Genomic DNA, 24,305 nt, shown 5'->3' on the forward strand with positions numbered 1-24,305 from the left:
GAATTTTAGAATTTTAGAATTTTAGAATTTTAGAATTTTAGAATTTTAGAATTTTTAAGGCGCGGAATTCTCGCGCCTTTACTTTAATTGTTTGAGAGTTGTTGTTTATTTGTTATTATATTATTTTTAATGTAGCCCAAGATAAACAAAATCGCATTTTATAAAATCTTTCTTTTAGGAAATCTTTAAAATTTATTTATATTTGTTCCATATCCATATAAAATTTAAGCAAAAAAAATGTAAAATAGTAGCTAAAAATTATGTTATTGACCGGAGGGTAGTATCATGAAAGTTAAGAGTTTTAGCTTTGCGCCCATTTTGGCGCTGTTGTTTTGTTTCGTGGCGGGGGCCTTTGCGGATAATAGACCCAATATTAAGATCAATCCCGCCGTTATAGATCCTTGGGAATACCCTGATAGTGGCGTGATCAATAGTAGTGATCCGCATTGGTATTGGTATTCAAGCGGTGAATGTGGAGATGGCGCCGGTCATAATCATTGTGGAACATGGAATTTTAGTGGTATTCGAGATTGGAAAAATCAAACCCCTGTAGTTAGATTTGGCGGTCCCGGTACCTATGTATTTGGAGACTATGCCGTAGCTGGAAATACAGTGCTTAGTTTTGATTGGGACGGAGTTACAAAAGGAGTGGATAAAAACTTTATAGCTGGCGCAAACGGTCATTATTTAAAAGAGGATCCAGATACTTCGGCGGGTGCCTTTTATCTAAATAGCTCCAAATCGACTCTAAAACTACCTAAGGGTATTACTAAAGATGATATCGTTTTTGCAGCTTTGTATTGGCAAGGTAACGTAAGAGAGGCAAGAGAGCTTATCAATGAGGGATGGGATAAATACGTAGGAAATGGCGACGGAGTTAAGTTTGCGAAATGGTATAAATGGGCTAAGCTTAGAATGAAAAGCTCAAAAAGTGCAACAAGTACTGCTCCTATAGATATCCCGAGGGATAGATGTAACGGCGTAGCCGGCTGGAATTATAGGGAGAATGCTAGCTATAGAAATCTTCCTAACCCTCGGAAGGTAGAGATGCGTTTGGAATACGGCTGCTTTGCAGATATTACGGATAAAGTGAAGGCAAACTTTGTTGATTACTCTGATAGTATAGATTTTACCGTAGGAAACATAGTAGCTAGCGATGGTAGGGATAATGCCGGTGCAGCCCTTATTAATGGTGAGTTAAAAAATATTAGACTTGGTATGTGGGGTGGCTGGGGTGTAATCATAGTATATGATAAGACCTTGGACTCTAGAAATAAGCTAATGGCAGATTTACAAAGCCCTGCTAATCCTGTAGGTGTAGCGAAACCGTTTACTTACGCAGAGGCTGCAAAATTTAAAAACGATTATTACAAGCCTAAAAACGTAACCGTATATGGTGATTTTATAGCTATTACACCTTGGGCAGGCGCAAATGAATCTATAAACGTAAAAGCCGAGTTAAAAGGCTTTTACACTCCTAGGAGCGGTCGCGTTAATGCTAAGCTTAGTTTTTTAGGTTTTGGTGGCGAGGCGAAACTTGGACCTGAAATGAGCGGCAATGATAAGACGAAGGAATTTTTTAGAGTAGAGAATAAAAAAGCGGGCGGTAAAATGGATACTTTATATACTCCTAATGCCGCTTGGTCTAATGGAATAAACGCATTGGCTCAAATCGGAAGCGAATGGTATTCTAATATATTCGGCGGTACCATTATGAGGCTAAGAAGCGAAAATGGTGGATATGCTGCGATACCGGAAATCCTAAGAGGTAAGCATTACGAGGGAGCGGATCAGGCAGCCGCCGTGGATTTAGATGAATTTGATATAAGCGATAAAATGGGCTACGGGCAATCAAGTATAAAGTTGGAACTGGGTGGTACGTATAACTCAACAAACAACCAATCCGATCAAAACTTTATAAGTATGATAGCAATATCAGTAGATCTGTATGTTCCTCAACTATGCTATCAGTATGAGGTATATAATGCCGCTAACTGGGTAAAATTCTTTAGAACTAAAGATGAAGATCCGCAGAATGGCAAAGTTATCGGTAGCAGATATAGTAAGACTGAGATTGACGACAATAAGCCAGAGCAGATCAAAAATCCAGTAGTTGCGGGCGAGCATATCTACTATAGAATGAAATTCGAAAACAGACTAAATGGTGGTAATAGCGAGGATGCTGTAGGTGCAGTAGTGTCAATCGATTTTGCTCAGGCAGGCGCTGCCTATACCAAAGATAGTTCTACTATAAATAATGAACTAGCCATAAACGATCCTATCACTACCACTACAAATACCATACCTGCAGCGGCTGCAGAGAAACTGGTCTATCTACGCGATGGTCAAAAGGGTGCATATAAGACGATGAAAGATGTCATAAATGGCGGCACCCCAAATGTTACGGATCCTATCTATAATGATAGGCAATTTACGACGCTAGATAATAATGTCTTAAAATTCTATATCGGCGAGGGTGCAGGAGAGATAAAAGCTGGCACGACTACTCCGGTGGGCGGTCTAATGAGACCAGGTAAGGCGGCGTATGGTGAGTTTAACGCTACCGTTAATACCGGTGCAAAAATTCTTCAAGCTCCTGCCGTGACATTAAGCTACAAGATGAGTCTAGATATCGGCGGCGGTCAGCGAGTCGTCCTAGATATGGATAGTGCCTCTGAACTTGAGCTATGCGATGCAACGAAGGTTTCTAAAAGTGTTGATATCCAGCCGCTAAGTGGTTTGCAAGTAGTAAATAAGAATTTTAGTAATAGCGACGACGATGATAGGCTATATACTCAAATCTCCGATAAGCCTTTTGATGCAAAACTCATCTTTAGACCAGATTACGAGAGCCAATATTGTAAGTCTTATGACGATAAAACCGGTAAATGTACAGATTATATCGGTGCGGCTGCGAATTCTCCTTACTTTAAAAAAGATCCTAATACAGGTAAGCTCGTATATATCGGTAGCAAGGATAGAAAGCTTGAGAAATTTGGCTTGGGAGGAAAATTATATTTGTCCGTCATCAGGGCAAAAAATGCTGCTACTACGTCAGACAAAGTCAGTGAGGATGATAAGAAAAATAGCGTAGTTTATGCATGCCGATCAGTAACTGATACCTTAAAAATTCCGTTTAAGCTAAATGGCGATTCCTATTCTGTAGATAAGGAATTAGATTTTAAAAACAAGAGCATTTTAACTCTAAATAATATAGAGATAGGTGATGCGTATCAAGGTCTTACATTTATGCTTAGTTATCGTCCTGACGAGCAAGCTACCTCGAGATCCGATTTAGATAAGTATATAAAAGATAAGGACTTAAACAGTGAGGATCCTAAGGCTTACTATTTAGAGCTTAAAAAATGGGAGCTTAAGAAGCAATACGGGTATTGTGAAGCCAATGAAGATTTTGATTGGTGCAATAAAAGTCTGACTGCGGAACAAAAGAAGGATATCTGGGATAATATTATACAAAAGAAGCTGGATGAGCTTAAAAATAGTATAGATACGGCTAGCAATGAGTTCGGAATTAAAATGTCAAAAGACGGCTCGTTCCATATATGCGGTAGCGATAACTTCGTACTCCGCCCTGCGTATTTCAAAGTAGATACCGATGCGCTAAATAATTCCGGTAAATATAGCAAGATCGTAGATACTACCGCTAGTGGCGATATAACTAAAAAAGGCGTTAGTACCGATGTTTATAATCCTACCGAACTTCGCGTGGGTGGTGACTATGAGCAGAACGCAGATATTTTAGCGCACGTAATATCAGCTAGAAGTTACAGCGATAACGGCGTACCTAACTATACTGCAAGAATTGGCGGCGACCTAGGTAATCAGCGCTATCATCTACGTAAAAGCTATGGTACGGATTCCGACGATACTCAAGATATATCGACTAAGATCCGTGGCATCCAGACTTACTTGCGCCCATTCATATCTAATGAATGTGTGGCTAATGTAGATACCCAGTCTTATTATGTCGATAGAAAAACAGCCACTACTACATTAAAACGCGGTGTAAAGCAAGACGGTTGCTACGGCGGTACTGCAGTAGAGTATTCCGGTGCTAAATACAATGTCGAGACAGGCAAATACGAGATCGATCCATCGACTATCAAAAAGGGCTCTTTTGGCAAGAGTGATGATGTTTCGTGCGTGTTAAATGGTACAAGCTCAAAATTCGACGCATCGTATAGAAGAGTATGGGATAAAAATGCCGTAAGCTTATGGGCGGATTTTAATGCTAGAGATATCGTAGAGACTGGAGGTGTGGCGAAATTCAGCGGCAAAGGCAATTCTCAAGGCGCTTATTTGATGACTCAGTCTAGAAAAGCTTCTGCGGATAAAGATAAAGAAAATGCCGTCATTTATACTGAAGGATTAGGTGCAAATGCTGATAAAATTTTTAACTACTATAATGTCGGTGATGTACTGGTAAGCGTCTATGATAACTCATGGACGGATGCTTACTCCGATCAGACATACTCTAAAAAGTGGAAGAGTGCTAAATGTATTATCAATTCATCTAGCAATACTCCGGACGCTAAAGGTATGGTAGGTTGCGACGTAGGCATGAGAATTGCTGCTAACAAAGATAAAGCTATAAACGACAATATTGTATTGCGATACCGACCGGATCGTATCAGAATGTCGCTCGTAAGCCTTGATAATGGTATAACAACTGGCGTAGGTGATAATAATATCACCGGCGGAACATCCGCATATACATATTTTAATGATCCGTATATTGAGAATAATGTTGTAGTATATCCAGGCGAAAATCCCGCACAGAATTTAGCTGTAACGCGTCAGATAAGCCAGCTTGCCAAACTTAAAGTTAATGCCGTGGCGTATCTATCTGACAAAGTTTATAAGGATGTCATCGCTACGCTTTATGACGGATATAAGCAAGATGTTGGCGGCACTCCTCAAGCCGTGTGCGGATTTTCGAGCGATCTTGATTTTGCGCTAAATTTTGGATTTGATTGCGCTAGCAATAGTGCCGATGGACGTTGCTCCACGGCTACCGCTAGCAGGACCGGCGGAGATACAAATTACGTGCCGTATCCTAATAGACCTACCGTTGTTTACAATATCCGTGGTGGTACACAGTTTTTCGCTAAGAATTCTAACGAGTGCCTAGGCTCTACGGGTTATGATAGCAGATGCTATACATATAACGCAAGGACCCTAAGCTCAACTGTTATCGGAGGTTGGGAGGAAGCTGCTTCCGCCGCCGATGTTGGCTATGGCATGCCTATACCGCTTGGAATGGCGCTTAATTATTACTCCGATGCTTCATTAATAGGCGGACTTATCAATAGACCGAAAGGCGGCACAGGAATTAATTACGATTCTAAGTCGAGCGATTTTAGAATTTTGGCACAAGGATTTAGAGAGGGACAGACTCCTGGTTCAACTGTGTATTTTAATTTCGCTAGGATGCATAAAACCCCTAGCACCCCGGTGCTTATCTACGCTAGTGACTTTAATATCGGAAATGGCACGGTTAGTATCGCTGAAAATTTTTGGCCGTCAAAATTTGATAAATCATACAATGCTATCTCGGATACAACTTCGGAGCAATATAAGAAGGATGATATAAAGTTATCCCAGGAGAACTTTAATACTTTCATCACTAGAAAGGTTGGTGAAACCGGAGCTGCAAGTAAGGCTGCTTATATAGCCGCTGCTAATTCCAATAGTAAGACCTATGCAACAGGTAAAACCGTTATAGATTATAGTGACAACGTAGGCACTTATGCGCTATTCGTCTATGGTACGTCATATGACAAGAGCCTGGGATCTAGAGTGTATCAAGCCACTACCAGAACCGGGGTAACCGTACCTATTTATACGCAGATCTATTGCGGTAGAACCGATAGGTGCGCGAATATGCCTGCTCCTAGCGCGGAACTTGCTTATGAAGCCCCTAGCTCGAATATATTTACCGTGCTAGCGGCTCAAGATCATAGCCTAACTGATTTTACGAAGTTCGTAGTAAATACTAGGGCCACTTTAAATAATATAGGAGCAGAATTCGTAAGCGCTTATACTAGCTTTACGCCTACTGGCGTAACTGTTCGCAGAGGTAATGTAGTAAGCGGTGGCAAGGAAGATATAGCTATCCAAGCTACTGCTCCGGGCCAGGCTACAATACGTATTGAAACTAACCCATGGCTTATCCATACGCCTGCTGGAAATCAAAAAACTATGTTTACCGTACCTCCTACTACTGGAGCTTACTCTAGCAGGTTCCCTGGTGTGCCACAGTATTTCAATCCTCTTACTGTAAATGTAAGAGCTGTTAGACCTACAGTCTGGGGTGGAGAAGGTCAAGTCAAGTCCGGTACGGAAGACGACGTAGGATCATTCGCTGGTGGTAGTACAGCGGATAATAGCACTAGCGACACTTCGACTAGCAAGCTAGGTACGGGCGATATTCGCGATATTTACAATCAAAAGACCGATTGGTAGTATCTACGCTAAGCTGGTAGCATAAAGGCTAGCCTCCTGGCTAGCCTTTTTTTATGAGCGAAATTTTGGTTTTCTTGGCGACAAATATTTTGGAATTTTGCTTTGTAAATTTTTGTCTGCAAATTCCATGAGATAGAATTTTTTTGGAATTTTAAATTGCGAAATTTTACTATAAGACTTGGCGGTAAAATTTTACTCATTGAGATTTGTGCGCCGTAACGGCATAGAATTGCGCGCTAATCCCAAGCGGTAGAATTTCAAAATTTTGTATGACGATCCTCCTCCTGTTTATTAAAATGCTGAGCTATCAGCGTTGCAAGTTTCGCGTAGTGTGATCATGCAAAGCTTATTGTAAATTTTTATTGCGCGAGATTTTACATTTCAATATAGCCGCAGAATTCAATTAGTAAAATCTGCGCCCAACTCTCATCCTAAAATTCTATCGCGGTAAAACACACCGCCGATAAAACTTAAAATTCTATTGCTCAAAGCCGCCCGCATTTTCCCTTATCCTTCAAAATTTCGTTTCGCAAAATTCCGATCCGCCTAAAGCTACCGTATAAATTTCGCCTCATAAATTCCATTCCTCCATTAGCCTATTTACCCGTTTTTAAATGAAATTTCGGCACAATGTGGCTTAAAATTTCATCAGGAAAAGCCACTTGAAAACAAAAAATATCAGAAATTTCAGCATCATCGCGCATATCGACCATGGCAAATCCACGCTCGCAGACCGTCTAATCAGCGAGTGCAACGCCGTCGAGGCGCGCCAGATGAGCAGCCAGATCATGGATACGATGGATATCGAAAAGGAGCGCGGCATCACGATCAAGGCGCAGTCCGTGCGGCTCGAGTATGAGCTTGGCGGCGAGAAATACGTTTTAAATTTAATCGACACCCCTGGCCACGTGGATTTTAGCTACGAGGTCTCGCGCTCGCTGGCTAGCTGCGAGGGGGCGATCCTCGTCGTGGACGCGAGCCAGGGCGTGCAGGCGCAAACCATCGCAAACGTCTATATCGCGCTACAGCACAACCTGGAGATCATCCCCGTACTCAATAAAATCGATCTGCCCGCCGCCGATCCGCAGCGCGTAAAAGATGAGATCGAGCATGTCATCGGGCTTGATTGCAGCAGCGCGATCGAGGTCAGCGCCAAGACGGGCGTGGGCATTAATGAGCTTTTAGAGGCGATAATCACTCGCATCCCCGCGCCCAAAACGGACGACGCCGCGCCGCTTAAGGCGCTCATCTACGACAGCTGGTTTGATAACTACCTAGGCGCGCTCGCGCTTGCGAGGCTCTACGACGGCGTGCTGAAAAAGGGCGACGAGGTCTATATCATGGGTAGCGAGAACCGCCACGAGGTCCTTGATCTGATGTATCCCAACCCGCTCGCGCCTACCAAAACCCGCGAGCTTAGCAGCGGTGAAGTGGGCATCGTAGTAATGGGGCTAAAAAACGTCGCCGACGTGCAGGTAGGCGATACGATCACGCTTTTTAAAAATCGTGCCGTCGCGCCCGTAGGCGGGTTTGAAAAGGCCAAGCCCTTCGTGTTTGCGGGCATCTATCCCGTGCAAACCGATAAATTTGAAGACCTGCGCGACGCTTTGGATAAGCTCAGCCTAAACGACAGCTCGCTTAGCTACGAGCCCGAGACCTCGCTCGCGCTAGGATTTGGCTTTCGCGTCGGGTTTTTGGGGCTACTGCATATGGAGGTCGTGAAGGAGCGGCTCGAGCGTGAGTTTGATCTCGATCTCATCGCTACGGCGCCGACCGTCACATACGCCGTGTATCTCACGGACGGCTCGTGCGTGCGGATACACAGCCCCAGCGAGCTTCCGGCGCCAAATTTCATCGAGCGCATCGAGGAGCCCTACGTCAGGGCGACCATCATTACCCCGAGCGAGTTTCTGGGCAATCTCATCAGCCTTTTAAATTTGCGCCGCGGCATCCAAACCAAGATGGACTACATCACGCCGGAGCGCGTCCTGCTCGAATACGACGTGCCGACAAACGAGATCATAATGGACTTTTACGATAAGCTCAAATCCTGCACCAAGGGCTATGCGAGCTTTGATTACGAGCCGATCGATTACAGGCGCGGCGATCTCGTAAAGCTCGACATCCGCGTCGCCGGCGAAGCGGTCGATGCTCTCTCGATCATCGTGCCCGCCTCAAAGGCCGAATCCAAGGGGCGCGACCTTGTCAAAGCGATGAAGGAGATCGTACCGCGGCAGCTTTTTGAGGTCGCGATCCAAGCAAGTATCGGCAACAAGATCATCGCGCGCGAAAACGTTCGCGCCATGGGCAAAAACGTGACCGCCAAGTGCTACGGCGGCGACATCACGCGCAAGCGCAAGCTGCTCGAGAAACAAAAAGAGGGCAAGAAGCGCATGAAGACGATCGGCAAGGTGAATTTGCCGAGCGAGGCGTTTTTGAGCGTGCTGAAGATCGATTAAATTTTATACTTACGCGGATGGTCCAAATTTCATCTTTTTTCATCTTTTGTCGCGCGGCCGTAAAATTTGCTTTTAAATTTTAACGATCGCTCGGGCGTTTAAATTTAGCAGCTCGCCGTTCGGTATGAAATTTCGTCTTTAAATTTCACGATCCTAAGAGACGATTTAAATTTTATGACTGCACGGCGTTTAAACTCTATCGCTCGTCGTCCGAGCTGATACATTCGCTGTTGCGCGCGCCCATTTTGCGGCGCCTTAAGCTCTAGCGTTTACGGCTCGGTCGTAGAATTTTGCCGCTCGCCGTTAGGCTAAAATTTCATCTTTCAAATTTAACATTTCGCGAGCGGTTTAAATTTTATGTCCGCCAGCCGATTATTGCAGTCGCGCCCGTCATCTCCTACAGTTGCAGTCGCGCCCGCAGCTCGGCTATAAAATTTTATTCCGACGGCGCCTGCTATGAAATTTTATCCACTGCGGCTTTATAAAATTTTACTGCGCGCCGCATGAAATTTCCATAGCGCGAGCTTTTATAGCAAAACGGCGTATAAGAGGGCGCGCCGATAAATCCCGCAAAAGCGCTAAATTTATCGGCGTGAGATCAAAGGAGCAAAATGAAATTTTTAGACCGCTTGGGCGTGGATAGGAGCAGCTTTATTGATCTGTTTTCGGCGTGTTTGGGTTGCGGCGCAAGTGCGCAAGAGGCGGGCTCGAAGCTGATCGTAAAGAGCAGGCGCCGGTCTGTGGATCTAAAGCGCGGCGAGATCAGTTTCGGCGATGATGCGCCGCGCGCTATCTGGTATATCGGCAGCGAAGCGAGCAGTAGCCACACGTAGCTGTGGAGGTACGAGAACATAAACCGTCTAGGTAAGCGGCTGCTTGCCCTTGCGCGAGATGTGCGCGACTTCGGCTTGTGGCACGGGCTAGCCGCGCTTAGCACGCCCAAGCTCGCACTAAGCGCGGAGATAAACGGCCACGCTCTAAGCGCGATCGCGTGCGGATTATCGCAGGAACCGGTATGTTACTACCGCTGTCCGCACGCAGGCGGAGCAGTGTTTGTGGCGTTCGCGGCGGGCGAGCGCGTGAGCTCCGATGGCACGATCAAGCTCAGCATGGATGCAAGGGGGCTAATCTCTTTAGCGCGCGATTACACAGGCGCGTTTCAGCTAAATCACGCCGTTTTATCGGGGGCGCTTTTACTTAGAAATGGCACGAAATTTAGCGAAGCGGCGGGCAAGATCGTAGCAAATTTTAAAAATGACGCAGTTTTTTCGTTTGATAATTTGGGGCGGCTAAGCGAGGTAGAATTCGCCGTATAGAGCCGCAAATATTGCGGCATGCATCTGCGGCTTTGAAATTTACGCCGTGAAATTCTGCTTCGTAAATTTTATATCGTAGAATTTTGCGCCTTGCAATTTCACTCGGTAAAATTTAGACTGCGAAACTCCGCCGTGCGAAATCCTCTTAAAATTTTACGTTGCAAAATTCTGCCGCTAAATTTATGCCAAATCTCTAAATTTAAATCAAAATCAGTCACCGTCGATGTCGAAGTCAAGATGCTCTTTGAAATAAGCGCGCAGCCTGCGACGGTCGTTGCGACCGGGCGTGATCGCAAACCACAGCACGCGATCGTTCAGATCCTTGCCGCGGATCAGCACGGTGTCGCGCAGCAAGATATCGTGAAAGTCGCCGTTTAGCCGCCATGACGAGAGCGCCTTGGCGAAGATAAAGATCACGACGCCAACGACCATTATCACGAATGCCATCCCCACGCGCTCGCTCATGGCGATACCGACTAGCCACAACACGATGACCGATCCGATTCCAAATGTAAAGAACTGCTCGTATTTTACGTAGCGGGAGTGGCTAAGCGCCGTGTAGCCGGTGCAGGTGCGCAAAAAGCCCGGCGTGAGCCTAACGTAGTCGATATTAAAGAGCAAAATTTCGCTCTTGCGCTCGTTTGAAACGAAAGTGATTGCATGGTCGTTAAATTTAAACAGCCCGCCGCCGTCGCGCCCCTGATACCAAGCTACGCCGGCGATCAAAAGCCCCAAAATCCCGCCTCCGCCGCGTCCGCGCCCGTTGTCTAAAAAAATTTCATCTAAATCAAGCCCGGCCGAAATTCCGTAAAAAAATATAAAGACCATCATCGCGATGACGAAGATCACGATGAAGGAGTTGTCGTTTTTGACGCTAAATCCGCCTGCGCTCGCGGTTCGTGCGCCGCGGCTGCGAAGGGCGGCTTTGTAGTCTTTGGTGCTAAAAGTAGGCATAAAGTCTCCTTTCTTTCGGGCTTGCGAAACTCTTTTGCGCTTTCAAAGCCCGTTTAAAACGGTGAAATTTTATAAAATTTCAGATCAAATTCGGATTAAATTTTAAATTTGAAGAGGCTTTGAAATTTAAGCTGGTTTCAAATTTAAAGGATTTGAAATTTAGCCGCCTAGCTACGCTTAAAATTTACGCTTTCGCTCAAATTTATCAAAATTTAAACGCATAGCGGCGCCGAAAGATCGGAAATTTAGCCCGGGCTAAACCCCGTTTTTATATAATTACACAAAATTTTAAAGGAGAAAAAATGAAAAAATTTCTAGCTTTGCTTTTTGCGGCGCTATTTTTCGTAGGTTGTGGACAGACTCAGCCGAAAGTGCCGATCGCAAGCGCGTATAAATTCAAGGGCATTACCTATTACCACTACCAAAACCATAATCCGAAAAAATTTGTCTATCAATCGCCGGAGGCGGTCGAGAAAAAGTACAACGAGCAGCTTTTAGCGGCGTTAAAAGAGACGAACCTGCTGGATCAAAACTCTACCGATGAGCTTAAAATTACAATAAAGCACCACAGGGGCTTTACGGGCGAAGCTACTCCGTTTCCTAGCGATAGAATCGGTGGCATAGAGTTTATCTATGAGGTTAAACTGGTAAGAAATGGCCAAATTTTAAGAAGCTACGTGCAAAATGACATTGAGCATTACGATCCGGGATTTTTCGGCAATATGAAAACCATAGCGTTGCAAAATACGGATGATAGCTATGAAAATGACGCGATCGCGGCCATGGTTAAGCGCTTAATGGAAATCATAAAGAAATTTTAGCGACCTGCTCAAGCGCAACGCACGCGCCGGTATTACATTTGATTAAACCATAAATAATTTTTGGCAGTTCGCGGGCTTTTAATCGCGGAATTGTAAAAATCTGCAGCGAGCTTGAGCGGTAAAATTTAAAGAAGCGGATCGCTTGCGGGCTGCCGACATATCGGCAGCCTCTCGCCAATAGAGCGGCGAAATTTAAAACGTAGTTTTGCACGATTTAGAGAATGCGAGTTTTGCAGAAGCTCAGCTGCACGGACAGATGGCGAATGCGCAGCAATTATCATAAATTTAAAGCTTAGCGGTGCTATGCGATCTCACCAAATATATGGAAAATTTTACGGCAAATTTAAAACGCAGTCTCACGGAATTTAATACGGCGGATTAAAATGCGGCTTGTAGCGGTTAGTGCGGTAAATTTACTTCGCAGTTGCAGTTAAAATTTCCGCCGCGCGGAGTAAATGTCGCGCAGAGTTAAATTTGCCGCATAGAAGCTAAATTTTGCGTCGCAGTTAAATCCACAATAGTCAAATCGGTAGCGAGCTCAAACGCTATAAATTTAGAGCCCGCCGCCGTAAGCGCTCGACTTAGGCTGAGCCGCGACCTATTACTACAAGACGACTATTTTACGCATTTTCGCGCCGTGTTTCAAACCGCGCAACGTTTTAAATTTTAAAATTTTATTTGAATAAGCTGTTTACGCTCTCGTCGTGATATACTCGCCTTATGACCTCGCCGAAGAGCGGAGCGACGCTAATTACCTTGATGCGGTCGCTTTCCTGCTTTAGCGGGATCGTGTCGGTCACGACTAGGCCGTCCAGCGCGCCGCTTTCGATGCGCTCGTATGCCGGGCCGCTTAGCACGGCGTGCGTGCAAAACGCACTGACGCTCTTCGCGCCCTGTTCCTTAAACGCGCCCGCGGCCTTGACGATGGTGCCCGCGGTATCGATCATATCGTCGATTAGGATCACGTCCTTGCCTGCGACATCACCGATGATGTTCATCACCTCGCTTTTGTTCGCCTCCTCGCGGCGCTTATCGACGATGACGAGATCGAGCGAGAGCTTTTTGGCAAAGCTTCTGGCGCGCGCGACGCCGCCCACGTCGGGGCTAGCGATGATCGGATTTTTTAAATTTTTCTCTTTCAGGTAGTCCAAAAATATCAGCGAGCCGTAGAGGTTATCGACCGGCACGTCGAAAAAGCCCTGTATCTGCCCCGCGTGCAGATCCATCGTGACGACGCGGTCGATCCCCGCCGTCTGCATCATATTTGCCACGAGCTTCGCGCTGATTGGCACGCGCGGGGCTGCCTTGCGGTCTTGGCGAGCGTAGCCGAAGTAAGGCACGACCGCCGTGATCGAGTTCGCGCTGGAGCGCTTCAGCGCGTCGGTTAGGATCAGAAGCTCCATCAGATTGGAGTTTGCGGGCGCGCATGTGGGTTGGATGACGAAGACGTCCTTGCCGCGCACGCTCTCGCCGATCTGGACGCTGATTTCGCCGTCGCTAAAGGTTTTGATCGCGCACTCGCTAAGCGGCAGCGAGAGATATTTGGAGATTTTTTTGGCAAATTCGGGATTTGCGGTGCCGGAGAAAATTTTATATCCGCGCATTTTGATGACCTTTGGATTGAAATTTGCTCGAATTCTACACCAAAAGCGCTAAATTTTAGCTAATTCGCCCGCTGCGCTCGCGTAAAATTCATAAGCGAGCATCGCGGACCGCCGCACGTTTGCGAGATAAATTCTTTAAAATTTCAGGGCGGCTCGGCTTGCCGCGGTCTTATTCTGGCGAAATTTGGCTTTGACTTACGGCGCCCGCGTTTTTGTACGAGCAGCCGCGCAGATTGCGGGCAAAACCGTATCGTAAAGTTTGATGAAAGTCTGAGAGAGCGCATCAGGCGGGAGCACGGTACGGCTAAAGTCGTATCGCGGAGGGCAGGGTGCGGATGAGCGCGGAATTTTATATTTGCGATACAGACAGGCAAAATTTTATCTTTGGAATCATAGTGAGCGCGCGTTTAAATTTAAATTTTGAGCTCGCATGGGACAGACTGCGCGGATACTTTGCAGCGCGCTAAATTTAGACTGCTACGGCGTATGAATTTTGGATCGCCAGCGCGGTTAAATTTGAAGCCTGCTTTGCTTTAGTGAAAATTTAGAGCTCACTTTGGCGATCAAATTTAAAGCTTGTTGTTTAGAGCTCAATCGCGCGCCGCAAAATTTTAAAATTTATCGTGCGACTTTAGTCTGCCATGTAAATTTAGACACCGCCTTTGCGCGCTTAAATTTTAAAATCGCACAGGCTTGCTTCGCCGCGTAAATTTCTATATCGTTTTCACTTACTTAAATTTAAAATCACGCGGCGCAGTGTAAATTAATTCACAGCGCGCTATTCCGTGATTTTGGTGGGCTCGCCGAATAGCCTATTCATCTCGGAGATTAAAATTTCCTTGCCGTCCTGCGCGCCGTTTGCGAGCTCGGCGAGGCCTGCCTTGGCGGCGCGCACGCTCTTGCTTGTATCGCGGGGCTTTGCGGCGTAGTTTTGCGGATCGGTGGATCTTAACAGATCGTCTTTCTCCCCGCCGTCATCTCCTGAAGAAATTTCGGAATTTTGCAGCTTAGAATTTGAAGCGGAATTTTGCGAATTGGAATTCGTCGCGGAATTTCGCTGTGCAGAATTTTGCGTAGTAGAATTTTTCGAATTTTGCTGCTCGGAATTTCTTGCCACATCCGTTTGCAATTTTGCGGCTTGCGCCTCATTTGCGGCGGAATTTATTTGCGGTGCACAGCTCTGCTCGCTCTCTTGCACGCCGGTTAAATTCCTATGATCTTGCTCGCCCGTTTGCGTAGATTCGGGATTTCCTTGCATGCTGCTAGAGGTGGGGCTTTCAGTAAAATTTTGCGACGCGGAATTTACAGGGCTTTGTGAGGTCGAATTTCTCGGGCGCGCAGTATTGGCGCTGGATTCGGAAGTCGCGCCTTGCGTAGAATTCTTGCTTTGTGTAGCGGTTGCGCCACCTGCGGAATTCCGATCGCGCTCGCTTTGGGCGGGATCATCGCCGTTTTGCGGCGCGCCTTGCTCAATCTTGATGGCCGCGCTCTCGCCGAAAAGCGATTTTAGCACGCTATTTATCGCTCGCGAGCCCTTGCGCAGGTACTCTCTGTCCTGTCCCTGCGCGCGAGAGAGCAGATACAGCGTGCCGCGCTCGAACTTTAAAAATTCCACGCACTTGCTAAATTTCTCGCCTAGATCGTAATCTCGGTCGTAAATTTTGGCTAAAAAATTCTCGTAAATTTCATTTTGAGCGCCCGTTTTGACGGAAGAGTTAGAATTTTGCGCTTGCGCCGCCGCGCCCGGTTTGATCTCGCCGCTTGCGTCAGGACTTTGTTTTGCCGCACCGGAGTTTTGTGCCGAGCTTGCGGGGCGTTTTGCGCCTGCCGTAAAGCTAGGCACGTCGCTTGTCGCGCTACCCTGGTCGCTCAGTGCAAAAGCCGCGCCGCCCGGTTCGTTATTTGGCGCAAATGACGCGCTTTGATTGGAATTCGATCTAAAATTCGGCGCGGAGCTTTGCGCATTTAAATTAGGCGCCGAAGCGGAAGGATAGCCTTCGCCTTGATCCAGGGATCTGCCGACCTCGATCAGCTCGTCGATCTCGCGTAGATTGACCGCCTCCATCATCATAAAAATTATCATAGAGATCGCGTAGGTGTTGTCCGGGCTGATGGCGAGCATGCTCTTAGCGCCCGCTAAAATGCGGAAAAACCGCTCATACATCAGCAGGCTAAATTTCGCGTCGCGTCGCAGGAATTTATCCTTTAAATTTGCTATCATCTCGTCGATTATCGTCTCGGCGTTGTAGTTTTCGACCTCTTTGATGATCTCGATCGCGCCCGCGCGGTCCTGGCGCAGCACGATGTCTAAAATTTCGCCAATTTTAGCGGGATCGAGCAAGCCCAACATATCGGCGATCGCGCGCTGCGTGATTCCTTCGCGGCTAAAGATAATCGCTTGATCAAGGAGCGTGAGCGTGTCTCGTAGCGAGCCCGAGCCGCTGCGCGCCAAAATTTCGAGCGCGCCCTCTTCGTAAGCGATGTTTTCGGTTTTTAAAATTTGCGCAAGGTGCGCTACGACGGCGCTTTTGGCGATCGGTCTGAAGCGAAAGTGCTGAGTGCGTGATAGCACTGTGACGGGAAGCTTGAGCGGATCAGTAGTCGCAAGGATAAATTTTACGTAAGCAGGCGGCTCCTCAAGCGTCTTTAAAAGCGCGTTGGAGGCCTCTTTGGTGAGCATATGCACCTCGTCGATGATAAAAATTTTAAAGCGCGCGCTTGCGGGATGATACTTCGTCTGCTCGATGAGCTCGCGGATATCGTCGATCTTGCGGTGGCTGGCGGCGTCCATCTCGATAATGTCGATGTGGCGCCCCTCGTTTGCCATTACGCAGTTATCGCAGACCTCGCACGGCTTGCCGGTAGGGCCTTTATCGCATAAAAGCGCTTTGGCAAAAATCCTAGCCGTCGAGGTTTTGCCGCTGCCACGAAGTCCGCTGAAAAGATATGCGTGGCTCAGCCTGCCCGAATCCAGCGCGTGCGCAAGGCTTTTGGCGACGGCGTCTTGACCGATGAGCTGCTCGAAGCTTTTGGGTCTGTATTTTAAAGCGAGTGCTTGCAAAATTTCTCCTTTGATCTTACAATGATACAAAAAAATCTATAAATTTTAAATTTAGTGCTACAATGCGCCCGAATTTCAGAAAAAGGATCGAAATGAAAAAATTTTTACTCGGCGTATTTGCGCTATTTTTTGTCGCTTGCTCGCAAACTAGCAGCGTCATCAGCCTAAATCCATATCTTTCTAAGGCCGATCAGACCGTAAGCGGCAAGTCGGTAAATATCAACGCGATCAACGATCAGCGCGAAAATCAGATGGTAATCGCCGTTATAAACGATAACGACGGCAAACTCGTCGATGAGGTGCTTTTAAAAAATAATCTCTCGGCGTGGTTCGATAAGGCGTTGCGCGCGGAGCTTGAGGCTCGCGGCGTAAGGATCGATCCTGCAAGCCCGAATATCGTAACCGTAAATATCAGAAGCATCTCGGCAGCGATCAACGGCTACTCGAAGGAAAATATGAGCGCAAGGGGCGAGATCGCGATCTCTATCGTGCAGGGCAACAAAACTACGACCAAGCGCGTTTCGCAGGATCAGAGCCAATTTACGGCGCTTCGCACGGCTAGATCGCTTAATCCTTTCGTGCAAAGCCTGCTTGGCGACATTGTCAAAAAATCCGCCGATCAAATCATCTTGACGCTTTAGATGCGCTGCGTAAATTGCGGCGCGTTTAGCCTGCGCACGATCTGCGCCGCCTGCGCCGCAAATTTAGCCGAATGCCGCCTAAGTATGCGGCAGGTGGAGGGCTTTAGCGTGTTTTATTACTACGGCTACTCCGAAATTCGAGAGCTTATACTTTCTAAACATCACGAATACGGCGCTGCGGTGTTTGCGCGCATAGCTTCTTTAAGCCTAGCGAAATTCCCGCTTCATCTGCAACGCGAAATTTCTGTAAATCCGCAAAATTACGAAACGTTTAAAACGGACGGGGTTTTTAAATTTAACGCCGTGCCGCTGGATGATGACGCTCGTAGCGGATATTCGCACACGGCGATCTTAGCTCGCGCGCTAAAAAGCAAGCTAATTGAGCCAAAATTTCACTGCCTGCGTGCGCAAAACCGCGTCAAATACACGGGGCAGAGTTTGGAATTTCGCCTAAAACACAAGCGAAATTTTAAAATTTTAACCCCGCCGAAATTCCCCGTGATCCTGGTAGACGACATCATCACCTCGGGTCTTAGCATGCTGCAAGCGCGCGAGAGCTTGATCGATGGTGGCTTTATGCCCGTGTGCGGCTTGGTTTTAGCTAATGCAAAAGAATAATTCGATATAATCGCGCTTTAAAATTTAAAAGGATATTTATGCAATCAAATATGTTTGAAAATCAGGAGATCATCGATATCGACGTCGAAGAATCGATCAAGACGAGCTATCTTGATTACTCGATGAGCGTTATCATAGGTCGTGCACTACCCGACGCCAGAGACGGCCTAAAGCCGGTGCATAGGCGAATTTTATACGCGATGAACGATCTTGGCGTGGGCTCTCGCCAGCCATACAAAAAATCCGCCCGTATCGTAGGCGACGTCATCGGTAAATATCATCCGCACGGCGATATCGCTGTTTACGATGCGCTCGTACGAATGGCACAGAGCTTTTCGATGAGAATTCCTTCCGTGGACGGTCAAGGTAACTTCGGATCGATCGACGGCGACGGAGCGGCGGCGATGAGGTATACCGAAGCGCGTATGACGCCGCTAGCCGAGGAGCTTTTAAAAGACCTGGATAAAGAGACGGTCGATTTCGTGCCGAACTATGACGAGAGCCTAAACGAGCCCGACGTATTGCCTGCACGCGTGCCGAATTTGCTGCTTAACGGCTCGAGCGGAATCGCCGTTGGAATGGCGACGAATATCCCGCCGCACAGCTTAGATGAGCTCGTGGGCGGTCTTTTGATACTCCTTGAGAATAAAAACGCAAGCCTAGAGGAGATCATGGGCGAGATCAAGGGCCCCGATTTTCCGACCGGCGGCATAATCTACGGTAAAAAAGGGATCATTGAAGCGTATAAAACGGGCAGAGGGCGGGTTAAAATTCGCGCTAAAACCCATATTGAAAAAAAAGCTAGTAAAGACGTCATCGTAATCGACGAGCTGCCGTATCAAACCAATAAGGCGCGCTTGATCGAACAGATCGCAGATCTCGTAAAGGAAAAGCAGATTGAAGGGATCTCCGAGGTGCGTGACGAGAGCGATCGTGACGGAATTCGCGTAGTAATCGAGCTTAAGCGCGACGCGATGAGCGAGATCGTGCTGAATAATCTATTTAAGCAAACCACGATGGAGGCGACCTTCGGCGTGATAATGCTCGCAATCGACGGCAAGGAGCCGAAGATTTTCACGCTGATAGAGCTTTTGAAACTGTTTTTGAACCATAGAAAAACCGTCATCATCCGCCGCACAATTTTTGAGCTTCAAAAAGCGCGCGCTAGAGCGCACATCTTGGAGGGCTTAAAGATCGCGCTAGATAATATCGACGAAGTGATCGATGTGATTAGAAACTCCGCCGATACCAACGTCGCGCGTGAAAATTTAATGAGCAGATTCGGCCTCAGCGAGGCGCAATCGGGCGCGATTTTGGATATGAGGCTAAGCCGCCTCACCGGACTTGAGCGCGAAAAGATCGAGGAGGAGCTAAAAGAAATTTTAGCCGAGATAAGGCGGCTTGACGCGATCCTAAAGAGCGAGGAGCTGATCGAGGGGATCATCAAAGACGAGCTTTTGGAGATCAAAGATAAATTTAAATGCCCGCGAATTACCGAAATCGTCGATGACTACGAGGATATCGACATCGAAGATCTTATCGCGAATGAAAATATGGTCGTTACGATCACTCATCGCGGCTACATCAAGCGCGTGCCTAGCAAGACTTACGAGAAGCAAAAGCGCGGCGGCAAGGGGCGCGTGGCGGTCACGACGTACGATGACGACTTCATCGAGAGCTTTTTTACGTCCAACACCCACGACACGCTTATGTTTATCACCGACCGCGGGCAGCTCTACTGGCTTAAGGTCTATAAAATTCCGGAGGGCTCGCGCACCGCAAAGGGCAAGGCGGTCGTAAATTTAATCCAGCTCGGCGCGGACGAAAAGATAATGGCAATCATCCCTACGACCGATTTTGATCCGAGCAAGTCGCTCGTATTTTTCACTCGCAACGGCATCGTAAAACGCACGAATTTAAGCGAGTTTAAAAACATCCGCTCACTCGGCATCCGCGCCATCAGCCTAGATGAGGACGATACGCTGGTGACTGCGCTCATCGCTCCAAACAGCGCCGAGGAGATGCAAAACTACAAAGGAGGCGCCTTAAGCGGCGACGATCTGGACGGCGGCGAAGCTGAAGAAGCCTTAGAGCAGATCGAGCAGGATATTTTGGAGGGAAGCGAGAATGAAATTTCGGATGAAATTTCTCAAGACGAGGGCGCGCAAGACGGCGAGCCGCAAAGCGCCAACGAAAATATGCTCTTCATCGCTACGAAAAAGGGAATGTGCCTTAAATTTAATCTAAATAAAATTCGCCAGATGGGGCGCATCGCTCGCGGCGTAAAGGGTATTAAATTTAAAGAAAAAGGTGACGAGGTCATCGGCGCCGCGTTTATTCTAAGCGATATGCAAGAAATTTTAAGCGTGAGCCAAAAGGGTATCGGCAAGCGCACGACCGCGAGCGAGTATCGCCTCACAAACCGCGGCGGCAAGGGCGTCATCTGCATGAAGCTCACCAACCGCACGGGCGAGCTCATCGGCGTCGTGATGGTCGATGAGGAGATGGATCTTATGGCGCTAACCACCAGCGGCAAGATGATCCGCGTCGATATGCAAAGCATCCGCAAAGCGGGCCGCAACACTAGCGGCGTCATCGTCGTAAATGTCGAGGGCGACGACGTCGTGAGCATCGCGACCTGCCCGAAAGCCGAGGAGGGCGACGAGGGCGAAGCGGACGAGCTTGCGCAGGATGAAAATTTATTAAATTCAAATTTAGATAGCAAAGATTCGCAGAGCGAGGGCCCTAGCGATGAAATTTTAAAAGGAGGAGAGGATGAGTAGTTACAATATCGCCATCGTAGGCGCTACAGGCGCCGTAGGCGAGGAGATTTTACGCGTCTTAGACGAGATGAACTTCCCCGTGAAGGACATACTGCCGCTTGCGAGCGCAAAGAGCGCGGGCGAGAAGGTGGAATTTCGCGGCAAAGAATACGTCGTGAGGGAGCTAACGGACAGCACCTTCGACGAAAACGAGATCGACATCGCATTTTTTAGTGCGGGCGGCTCCATTTCGGCGCATTACGTGCCATTTGCTGCGGCAAGCGGCGCGGTGGTGATCGACAACACGAGCCACTTTCGCATGCAAGAGGATGTTCCGCTCGTAGTGCCCGAGTGTAATCCTCAGGATATAAAGCTATGGGAAGAGACGGGCATCATCGCTAATCCGAACTGCTCGACCATCCAGATGGTTCAAATTTTAAAGCCGCTTGATGATGCGTTTGAAATAGAGCGCGTGGACGTAAGCACCTATCAAGCCGCCAGCGGCGCAGGCAAAGAGGGCATGGAAGAGCTCGTTTTTCAGCTGCAAAAATTCTTTGAATTTAAGCTTGATGAGTGCAAACCTAAAGTTTTCGCGCACCAGCTAGCATTTAACGTCATCCCGCACATCGACGTGTTTTTGGACAACGACTACACCAAAGAAGAGATGAAGATGGTAAACGAAACGCAGAAAATTTTGCATAAAAACTTCGCCGTTTCGGCTACCTGCGTGCGCGTGCCGGTGCTGCGCAGCCACAGCGAGGCGATCACGATTAAATTTAAAAAGGATTTCGAGATTAGCCGCGTGCGCGAAATTTTAAGAAATGCGCCTAGCATCGTGCTCGTAGACGATCCGAGCAAAAACGAGTACCCGATGCCGCTGCTTTCGAGCGACACGAACGAAACCTACGTCGGCAGGCTTCGCAGGGACAATTTCGACGATAAAATTCTGCATCTTTGGTGCAGCGCCGATCAAATCCGCGTCGGAGCGGCGACAAACGCCGTGCGCATCGCGCTTCGCTGGATCGATATGCAGCAAGACAAGTAGGATAAATTTAGCAGAGTTGCCGAGCCTTTGTGCGCGGATACGGTTGCGCGCGTGATTTCGGCGTCGAGACCGTGCGAATAAATTTGCAAATTGGTCTAGTTAAAATTTAAGACCGCGAGCTGAAATTTTGCGCCTTAACCTGGCGCAAAATTTTAAAGACTCAAACGGACGCGACTAAATGGGATAAATTTACGCGATTGCAAACGAGCGTAAATTTAAACGGACACTTCGGCATGGGGCGGCTTTTAAATTTATACGTCCGTTTGCGGAGCAGCTAATCCTAAATTAAAATTTAAGGAAGAAATGAAAGCTATATTTGAAAAATTTTTGCTTTGCAGCAAATTTTTAACCCTCCTGCCAGTGCTTTTTTGCATCGCGGCAGGCGCGGCGATATTTGTGATGGCAAGCTACGAAATCTGTTCGGCGCTCTATAAAATCGTGGAATTTTTCCTAGCCCCGCAGAGCGAGCGAGCGCTTTACATTGATATTTTAAGCGAGATAATAACGGCGATCGATCTATATCTGGTCGCTATAGTGCTGCTAATCTTCGTATTTGGAATTTACGAGCTGTTTATCGACGAGTTTGTGGATCTAAATTTGCAAGTTTTAAAGATCGCCTCGCTGGATGAGCTAAAACACAAACTCGGCAGCATCATCATAATGGTGCTTGTAGTGGATTTTTTCAAGCGAATTTTGCACACCGACTTTACTACCCCTTTGGATATGCTTTTGCTCGCAGGGGCTATCTTTGCGGTTTGTTTAGCTTTGTATATTTTGAGTAAATTTAAAGGATAAAAATGGTTTTCATCGACGCATGCTTCGGCAAAGAGACCCCATACACGCCCATTTGGATGATGCGCCAGGCGGGGCGCTACCTGCCGCAATACATGGCGGTGCGCGAGAGGGCGGGCGATTTTTTGAGCCTGTGCCGCGACTACCGCGCCGCTAGCGAGGTAACGATCCAGCCCGTGGAGATTTTGGGCGTCGATGCGGCGATACTTTTTAGCGATATTTTGGTCGTGCCGATGCAGATGGGTATGGATCTGCGCTTCGAAGCGGGCGAGGGGCCGCGCTTTAGCGATCCGATCCGCTCCCAGGGCGATCTGGCGCACCTTGATCCGCAAAAGGCCGCGGCGGAGCTCGGATACGTTTATGATACGATCTCGCTTACTCGCTCGCGCCTTGCCGCGGACAAAGCGCTCATCGGCTTTTGCGGCGCGCCGTGGACGATCGCTACCTATATGATCGAGGGCGGCGGCAGCAAAAATTACGCCGTTTGCAAAAGGATGCTATACGAAAATCCGCAGCTTCTGCATGAAATTTTGCGCCTCGTTACAGAGGCGACGAAGCTTTATCTGGCGCGCCAGATCGGCTCGGGCGTCGATGCGGTACAGATATTTGATAGCTGGGCGGGCGCGCTAGAGCCGAGCGCGTATGAGGAGTTCGGCTGGCGATACATCTTGGAAATCACGGAATTTTTAAAAGCGAAATTCCCGCATATCCCGCTCATCGTCTTTGCCAAGGGCACGGGCGCGCAGATGTCGCGGTTGAGCCGTATTGCGGCGCAGCGAGGCGAGGCGAGCTTTGACGTATGGGGCGTGGATTGGAGCACTCCGATTGAGCTTGCGCGCGAGCAGCTCGGGGGCAAATTTGCGCTTCAGGGCAACCTGGAGCCGATGCGGCTATACGATCGCGCCGCGATAGAATCGGGCGTGCGCGAGATTTTAACGGCGATGAAGGGTGCTGCGCATATCTTTAATCTAGGGCATGGAATTTTGCCCGACGTAAGCGTGCAAAACGCCAAATATCTGGTGAATCTGGTACACGAGCTAAGCGCGCGCTAAAACCTTATTTTGCGATAGCCTGCTTGCAGCACGTCGCTGTGAAATTTCATAGAATCGTAGTTTAAAATTTTACTCGCCTGAGTCAGCCTGCTTTGCTTCTGCGCGATTTTTCCGCTGCCCATAAATTTTAAATTTTACACCGCTTTCACGCCGTCAAAACAGCGCGTAGAACGCAAAGCTTTAAAATTTTAAAATTCTGTGCCGTTTTGCGCGACGGTATCGCTAAATTTTAAAATTTAGCCGCAATTTGAAATTTTATCACTTTTACATCGAGTGAGGCTTAAATTTTACGCGCTATGTATGCGGCGGCGTAGAATACCGCGAGCTTGCGATTTTAAATTTAACCCGCGCTTTAAATTTATAGCTCTCACGTCCTAAATTTAAGGATAAATTCAAAGCTCTAAGCTTAAAATTTCGCCATAGCGGGGCGGAGCGCGGAAGTTAAATTCCAAGGTATAAATTTGCTACGTAGAATTTCAAAGCGGGATTTTCTAGCTAAATTTTTAAAAGCAAATTTCAGTAAAATTTCACGACGCGGAATTTCAAATTAAAATTTTGCAAATTAAATTCCGCAAAGTAAAATTTCAAAGCGAAATCTTGCGCCAAAAATGCCGTCATTCGCAAATCAAATATCGGAGCAAAAATGAGATATATTTTCGGGCCCGTCGCCTCGCGTAGGTTCGGGCGCAGCCTC

The 24,305-nt window shown here is 47.5% G+C and carries 14 protein-coding genes; 11 read left to right on the forward strand and 3 right to left on the reverse strand.

Translation table 11 applies throughout. From position 1 onward, the window contains the following. The first annotated feature begins 285 nt into the window (after nucleotides 1-285). The 4 genes from Q0380_RS06825 (at nucleotide 286) to Q0380_RS06840 (ending at nucleotide 10,261) form a co-directional block, all read left to right on the forward strand. Nucleotides 286-6,486 (forward strand): hypothetical protein, encoded by a 6,201-nt coding sequence (locus Q0380_RS06825; RefSeq protein WP_298961787.1) that lies wholly within the window; start codon nucleotides 286-288, stop codon nucleotides 6,484-6,486. Nucleotides 6,487-7,148: 662 nt separating this feature from the next. Continuing rightward, entirely contained in the window at nucleotides 7,149-8,945 is a 1,797-nt protein-coding gene (gene lepA / locus Q0380_RS06830) for a translation elongation factor 4 (protein WP_298961790.1), read from the forward strand. A gap of 611 nt (nucleotides 8,946-9,556) precedes the next feature. Next, entirely contained in the window at nucleotides 9,557-9,778 is a 222-nt protein-coding gene (locus tag Q0380_RS06835) for a hypothetical protein (RefSeq protein ID WP_298961794.1), read from the forward strand. After that, nucleotides 9,779-10,261 (forward strand): DUF6882 domain-containing protein, encoded by a 483-nt coding sequence (locus Q0380_RS06840; protein WP_366806655.1) that lies wholly within the window; start codon nucleotides 9,779-9,781, stop codon nucleotides 10,259-10,261. It begins immediately after the preceding gene. Nucleotides 10,262-10,471: 210 nt separating this feature from the next. Here the strand turns inward: Q0380_RS06840 and Q0380_RS06845 are convergent, their stop codons facing one another. Beyond that, nucleotides 10,472-11,215, reverse strand: a complete 744-nt coding sequence (locus Q0380_RS06845; protein ID WP_298961800.1) for a hypothetical protein — start codon at nucleotides 11,213-11,215, stop codon at nucleotides 10,472-10,474. A 302-nt stretch (nucleotides 11,216-11,517) separates the two neighbouring features. Between Q0380_RS06845 and Q0380_RS06850 the strand changes: the two genes are divergently transcribed. Continuing rightward, nucleotides 11,518-12,036, forward strand: coding sequence for a hypothetical protein (locus tag Q0380_RS06850; protein ID WP_298961803.1), 519 nt, complete (start codon nucleotides 11,518-11,520; stop codon nucleotides 12,034-12,036). Between the two features lie 674 nt (nucleotides 12,037-12,710). Here Q0380_RS06850 and Q0380_RS06855 read toward each other — a convergent pair. Both Q0380_RS06855 and Q0380_RS06860 read right to left on the reverse strand, forming a co-directional pair. Continuing rightward, a complete protein-coding gene (locus Q0380_RS06855; RefSeq protein WP_005873085.1) occupies nucleotides 12,711-13,640 on the reverse strand; it encodes a ribose-phosphate pyrophosphokinase in 930 nt (309 codons plus the stop codon). Between the two features lie 778 nt (nucleotides 13,641-14,418). After that, nucleotides 14,419-16,701 carry a DNA polymerase III subunit gamma/tau gene (locus Q0380_RS06860; protein WP_298961807.1) on the reverse strand — a complete coding sequence of 761 codons (2,283 nt, stop codon included), beginning with the start codon at nucleotides 16,699-16,701 and terminating at the stop codon, nucleotides 14,419-14,421. Between the two features lie 92 nt (nucleotides 16,702-16,793). Between Q0380_RS06860 and Q0380_RS06865 the strand changes: the two genes are divergently transcribed. From Q0380_RS06865 to hemE, 6 genes are all read left to right on the forward strand, one after another. After that, complete coding sequence (locus tag Q0380_RS06865; protein WP_005873082.1) at nucleotides 16,794-17,342, forward strand: YajG family lipoprotein; 549 nt, start codon at nucleotides 16,794-16,796, stop codon at nucleotides 17,340-17,342. Further along, nucleotides 17,343-17,960: a ComF family protein gene (locus Q0380_RS06870; RefSeq protein WP_298961812.1), complete on the forward strand. Its 618-nt coding sequence runs from the start codon at nucleotides 17,343-17,345 to the stop codon at nucleotides 17,958-17,960. It abuts the gene before it with no gap. Nucleotides 17,961-18,010: 50 nt separating this feature from the next. Next, nucleotides 18,011-20,743, forward strand: a complete 2,733-nt coding sequence (gyrA, locus tag Q0380_RS06875; RefSeq protein ID WP_298961826.1) for a DNA gyrase subunit A — start codon at nucleotides 18,011-18,013, stop codon at nucleotides 20,741-20,743. Then, nucleotides 20,736-21,767 carry an aspartate-semialdehyde dehydrogenase gene (locus Q0380_RS06880; RefSeq protein WP_298961817.1) on the forward strand — a complete coding sequence of 344 codons (1,032 nt, stop codon included), beginning with the start codon at nucleotides 20,736-20,738 and terminating at the stop codon, nucleotides 21,765-21,767. The genes gyrA and Q0380_RS06880 overlap by 8 nt, the downstream gene beginning before the upstream one ends. 303 nt (nucleotides 21,768-22,070) lie before the next feature. Next, nucleotides 22,071-22,562, forward strand: coding sequence for a YqhA family protein (locus Q0380_RS06885; protein WP_298961820.1), 492 nt, complete (start codon nucleotides 22,071-22,073; stop codon nucleotides 22,560-22,562). 2 nt (nucleotides 22,563-22,564) lie between these two features. Beyond that, a complete protein-coding gene (gene hemE, locus Q0380_RS06890; RefSeq protein ID WP_298961823.1) occupies nucleotides 22,565-23,611 on the forward strand; it encodes a uroporphyrinogen decarboxylase in 1,047 nt (348 codons plus the stop codon). The last annotated feature ends 694 nt before the right edge of the window (nucleotides 23,612-24,305 follow it).

It is taken from the genome of uncultured Campylobacter sp., from assembly GCF_937959485.1.
In the GTDB taxonomy this organism is placed as follows: domain Bacteria; phylum Campylobacterota; class Campylobacteria; order Campylobacterales; family Campylobacteraceae; genus Campylobacter_B.

What these genes read in the sequence shown, in the direction of transcription:
- Q0380_RS06825 (WP_298961787.1), top strand. Translation starts at nt 286, where the DNA reads ATGAAAGTTAAGAGTTTTAGCTTTGCGCCCATTTTGGCGCTGTTGTTT.
- Q0380_RS06835 (WP_298961794.1), top strand. Translation starts at nt 9,557, where the DNA reads ATGAAATTTTTAGACCGCTTGGGCGTGGATAGGAGCAGCTTTATTGAT.
- Q0380_RS06845 (WP_298961800.1), bottom strand. Translation starts at nt 11,215, where the DNA reads ATGCCTACTTTTAGCACCAAAGACTACAAAGCCGCCCTTCGCAGCCGC.
- Q0380_RS06850 (WP_298961803.1), top strand. Translation starts at nt 11,518, where the DNA reads ATGAAAAAATTTCTAGCTTTGCTTTTTGCGGCGCTATTTTTCGTAGGT.
- Q0380_RS06855 (WP_005873085.1), bottom strand. Translation starts at nt 13,640, where the DNA reads ATGCGCGGATATAAAATTTTCTCCGGCACCGCAAATCCCGAATTTGCC.
- Q0380_RS06865 (WP_005873082.1), top strand. Translation starts at nt 16,794, where the DNA reads ATGAAAAAATTTTTACTCGGCGTATTTGCGCTATTTTTTGTCGCTTGC.
- Q0380_RS06870 (WP_298961812.1), top strand. Translation starts at nt 17,343, where the DNA reads ATGCGCTGCGTAAATTGCGGCGCGTTTAGCCTGCGCACGATCTGCGCC.
- gyrA (WP_298961826.1), top strand. Translation starts at nt 18,011, where the DNA reads ATGTTTGAAAATCAGGAGATCATCGATATCGACGTCGAAGAATCGATC.
- Q0380_RS06880 (WP_298961817.1), top strand. Translation starts at nt 20,736, where the DNA reads ATGAGTAGTTACAATATCGCCATCGTAGGCGCTACAGGCGCCGTAGGC.
- Q0380_RS06885 (WP_298961820.1), top strand. Translation starts at nt 22,071, where the DNA reads ATGAAAGCTATATTTGAAAAATTTTTGCTTTGCAGCAAATTTTTAACC.
- hemE (WP_298961823.1), top strand. Translation starts at nt 22,565, where the DNA reads ATGGTTTTCATCGACGCATGCTTCGGCAAAGAGACCCCATACACGCCC.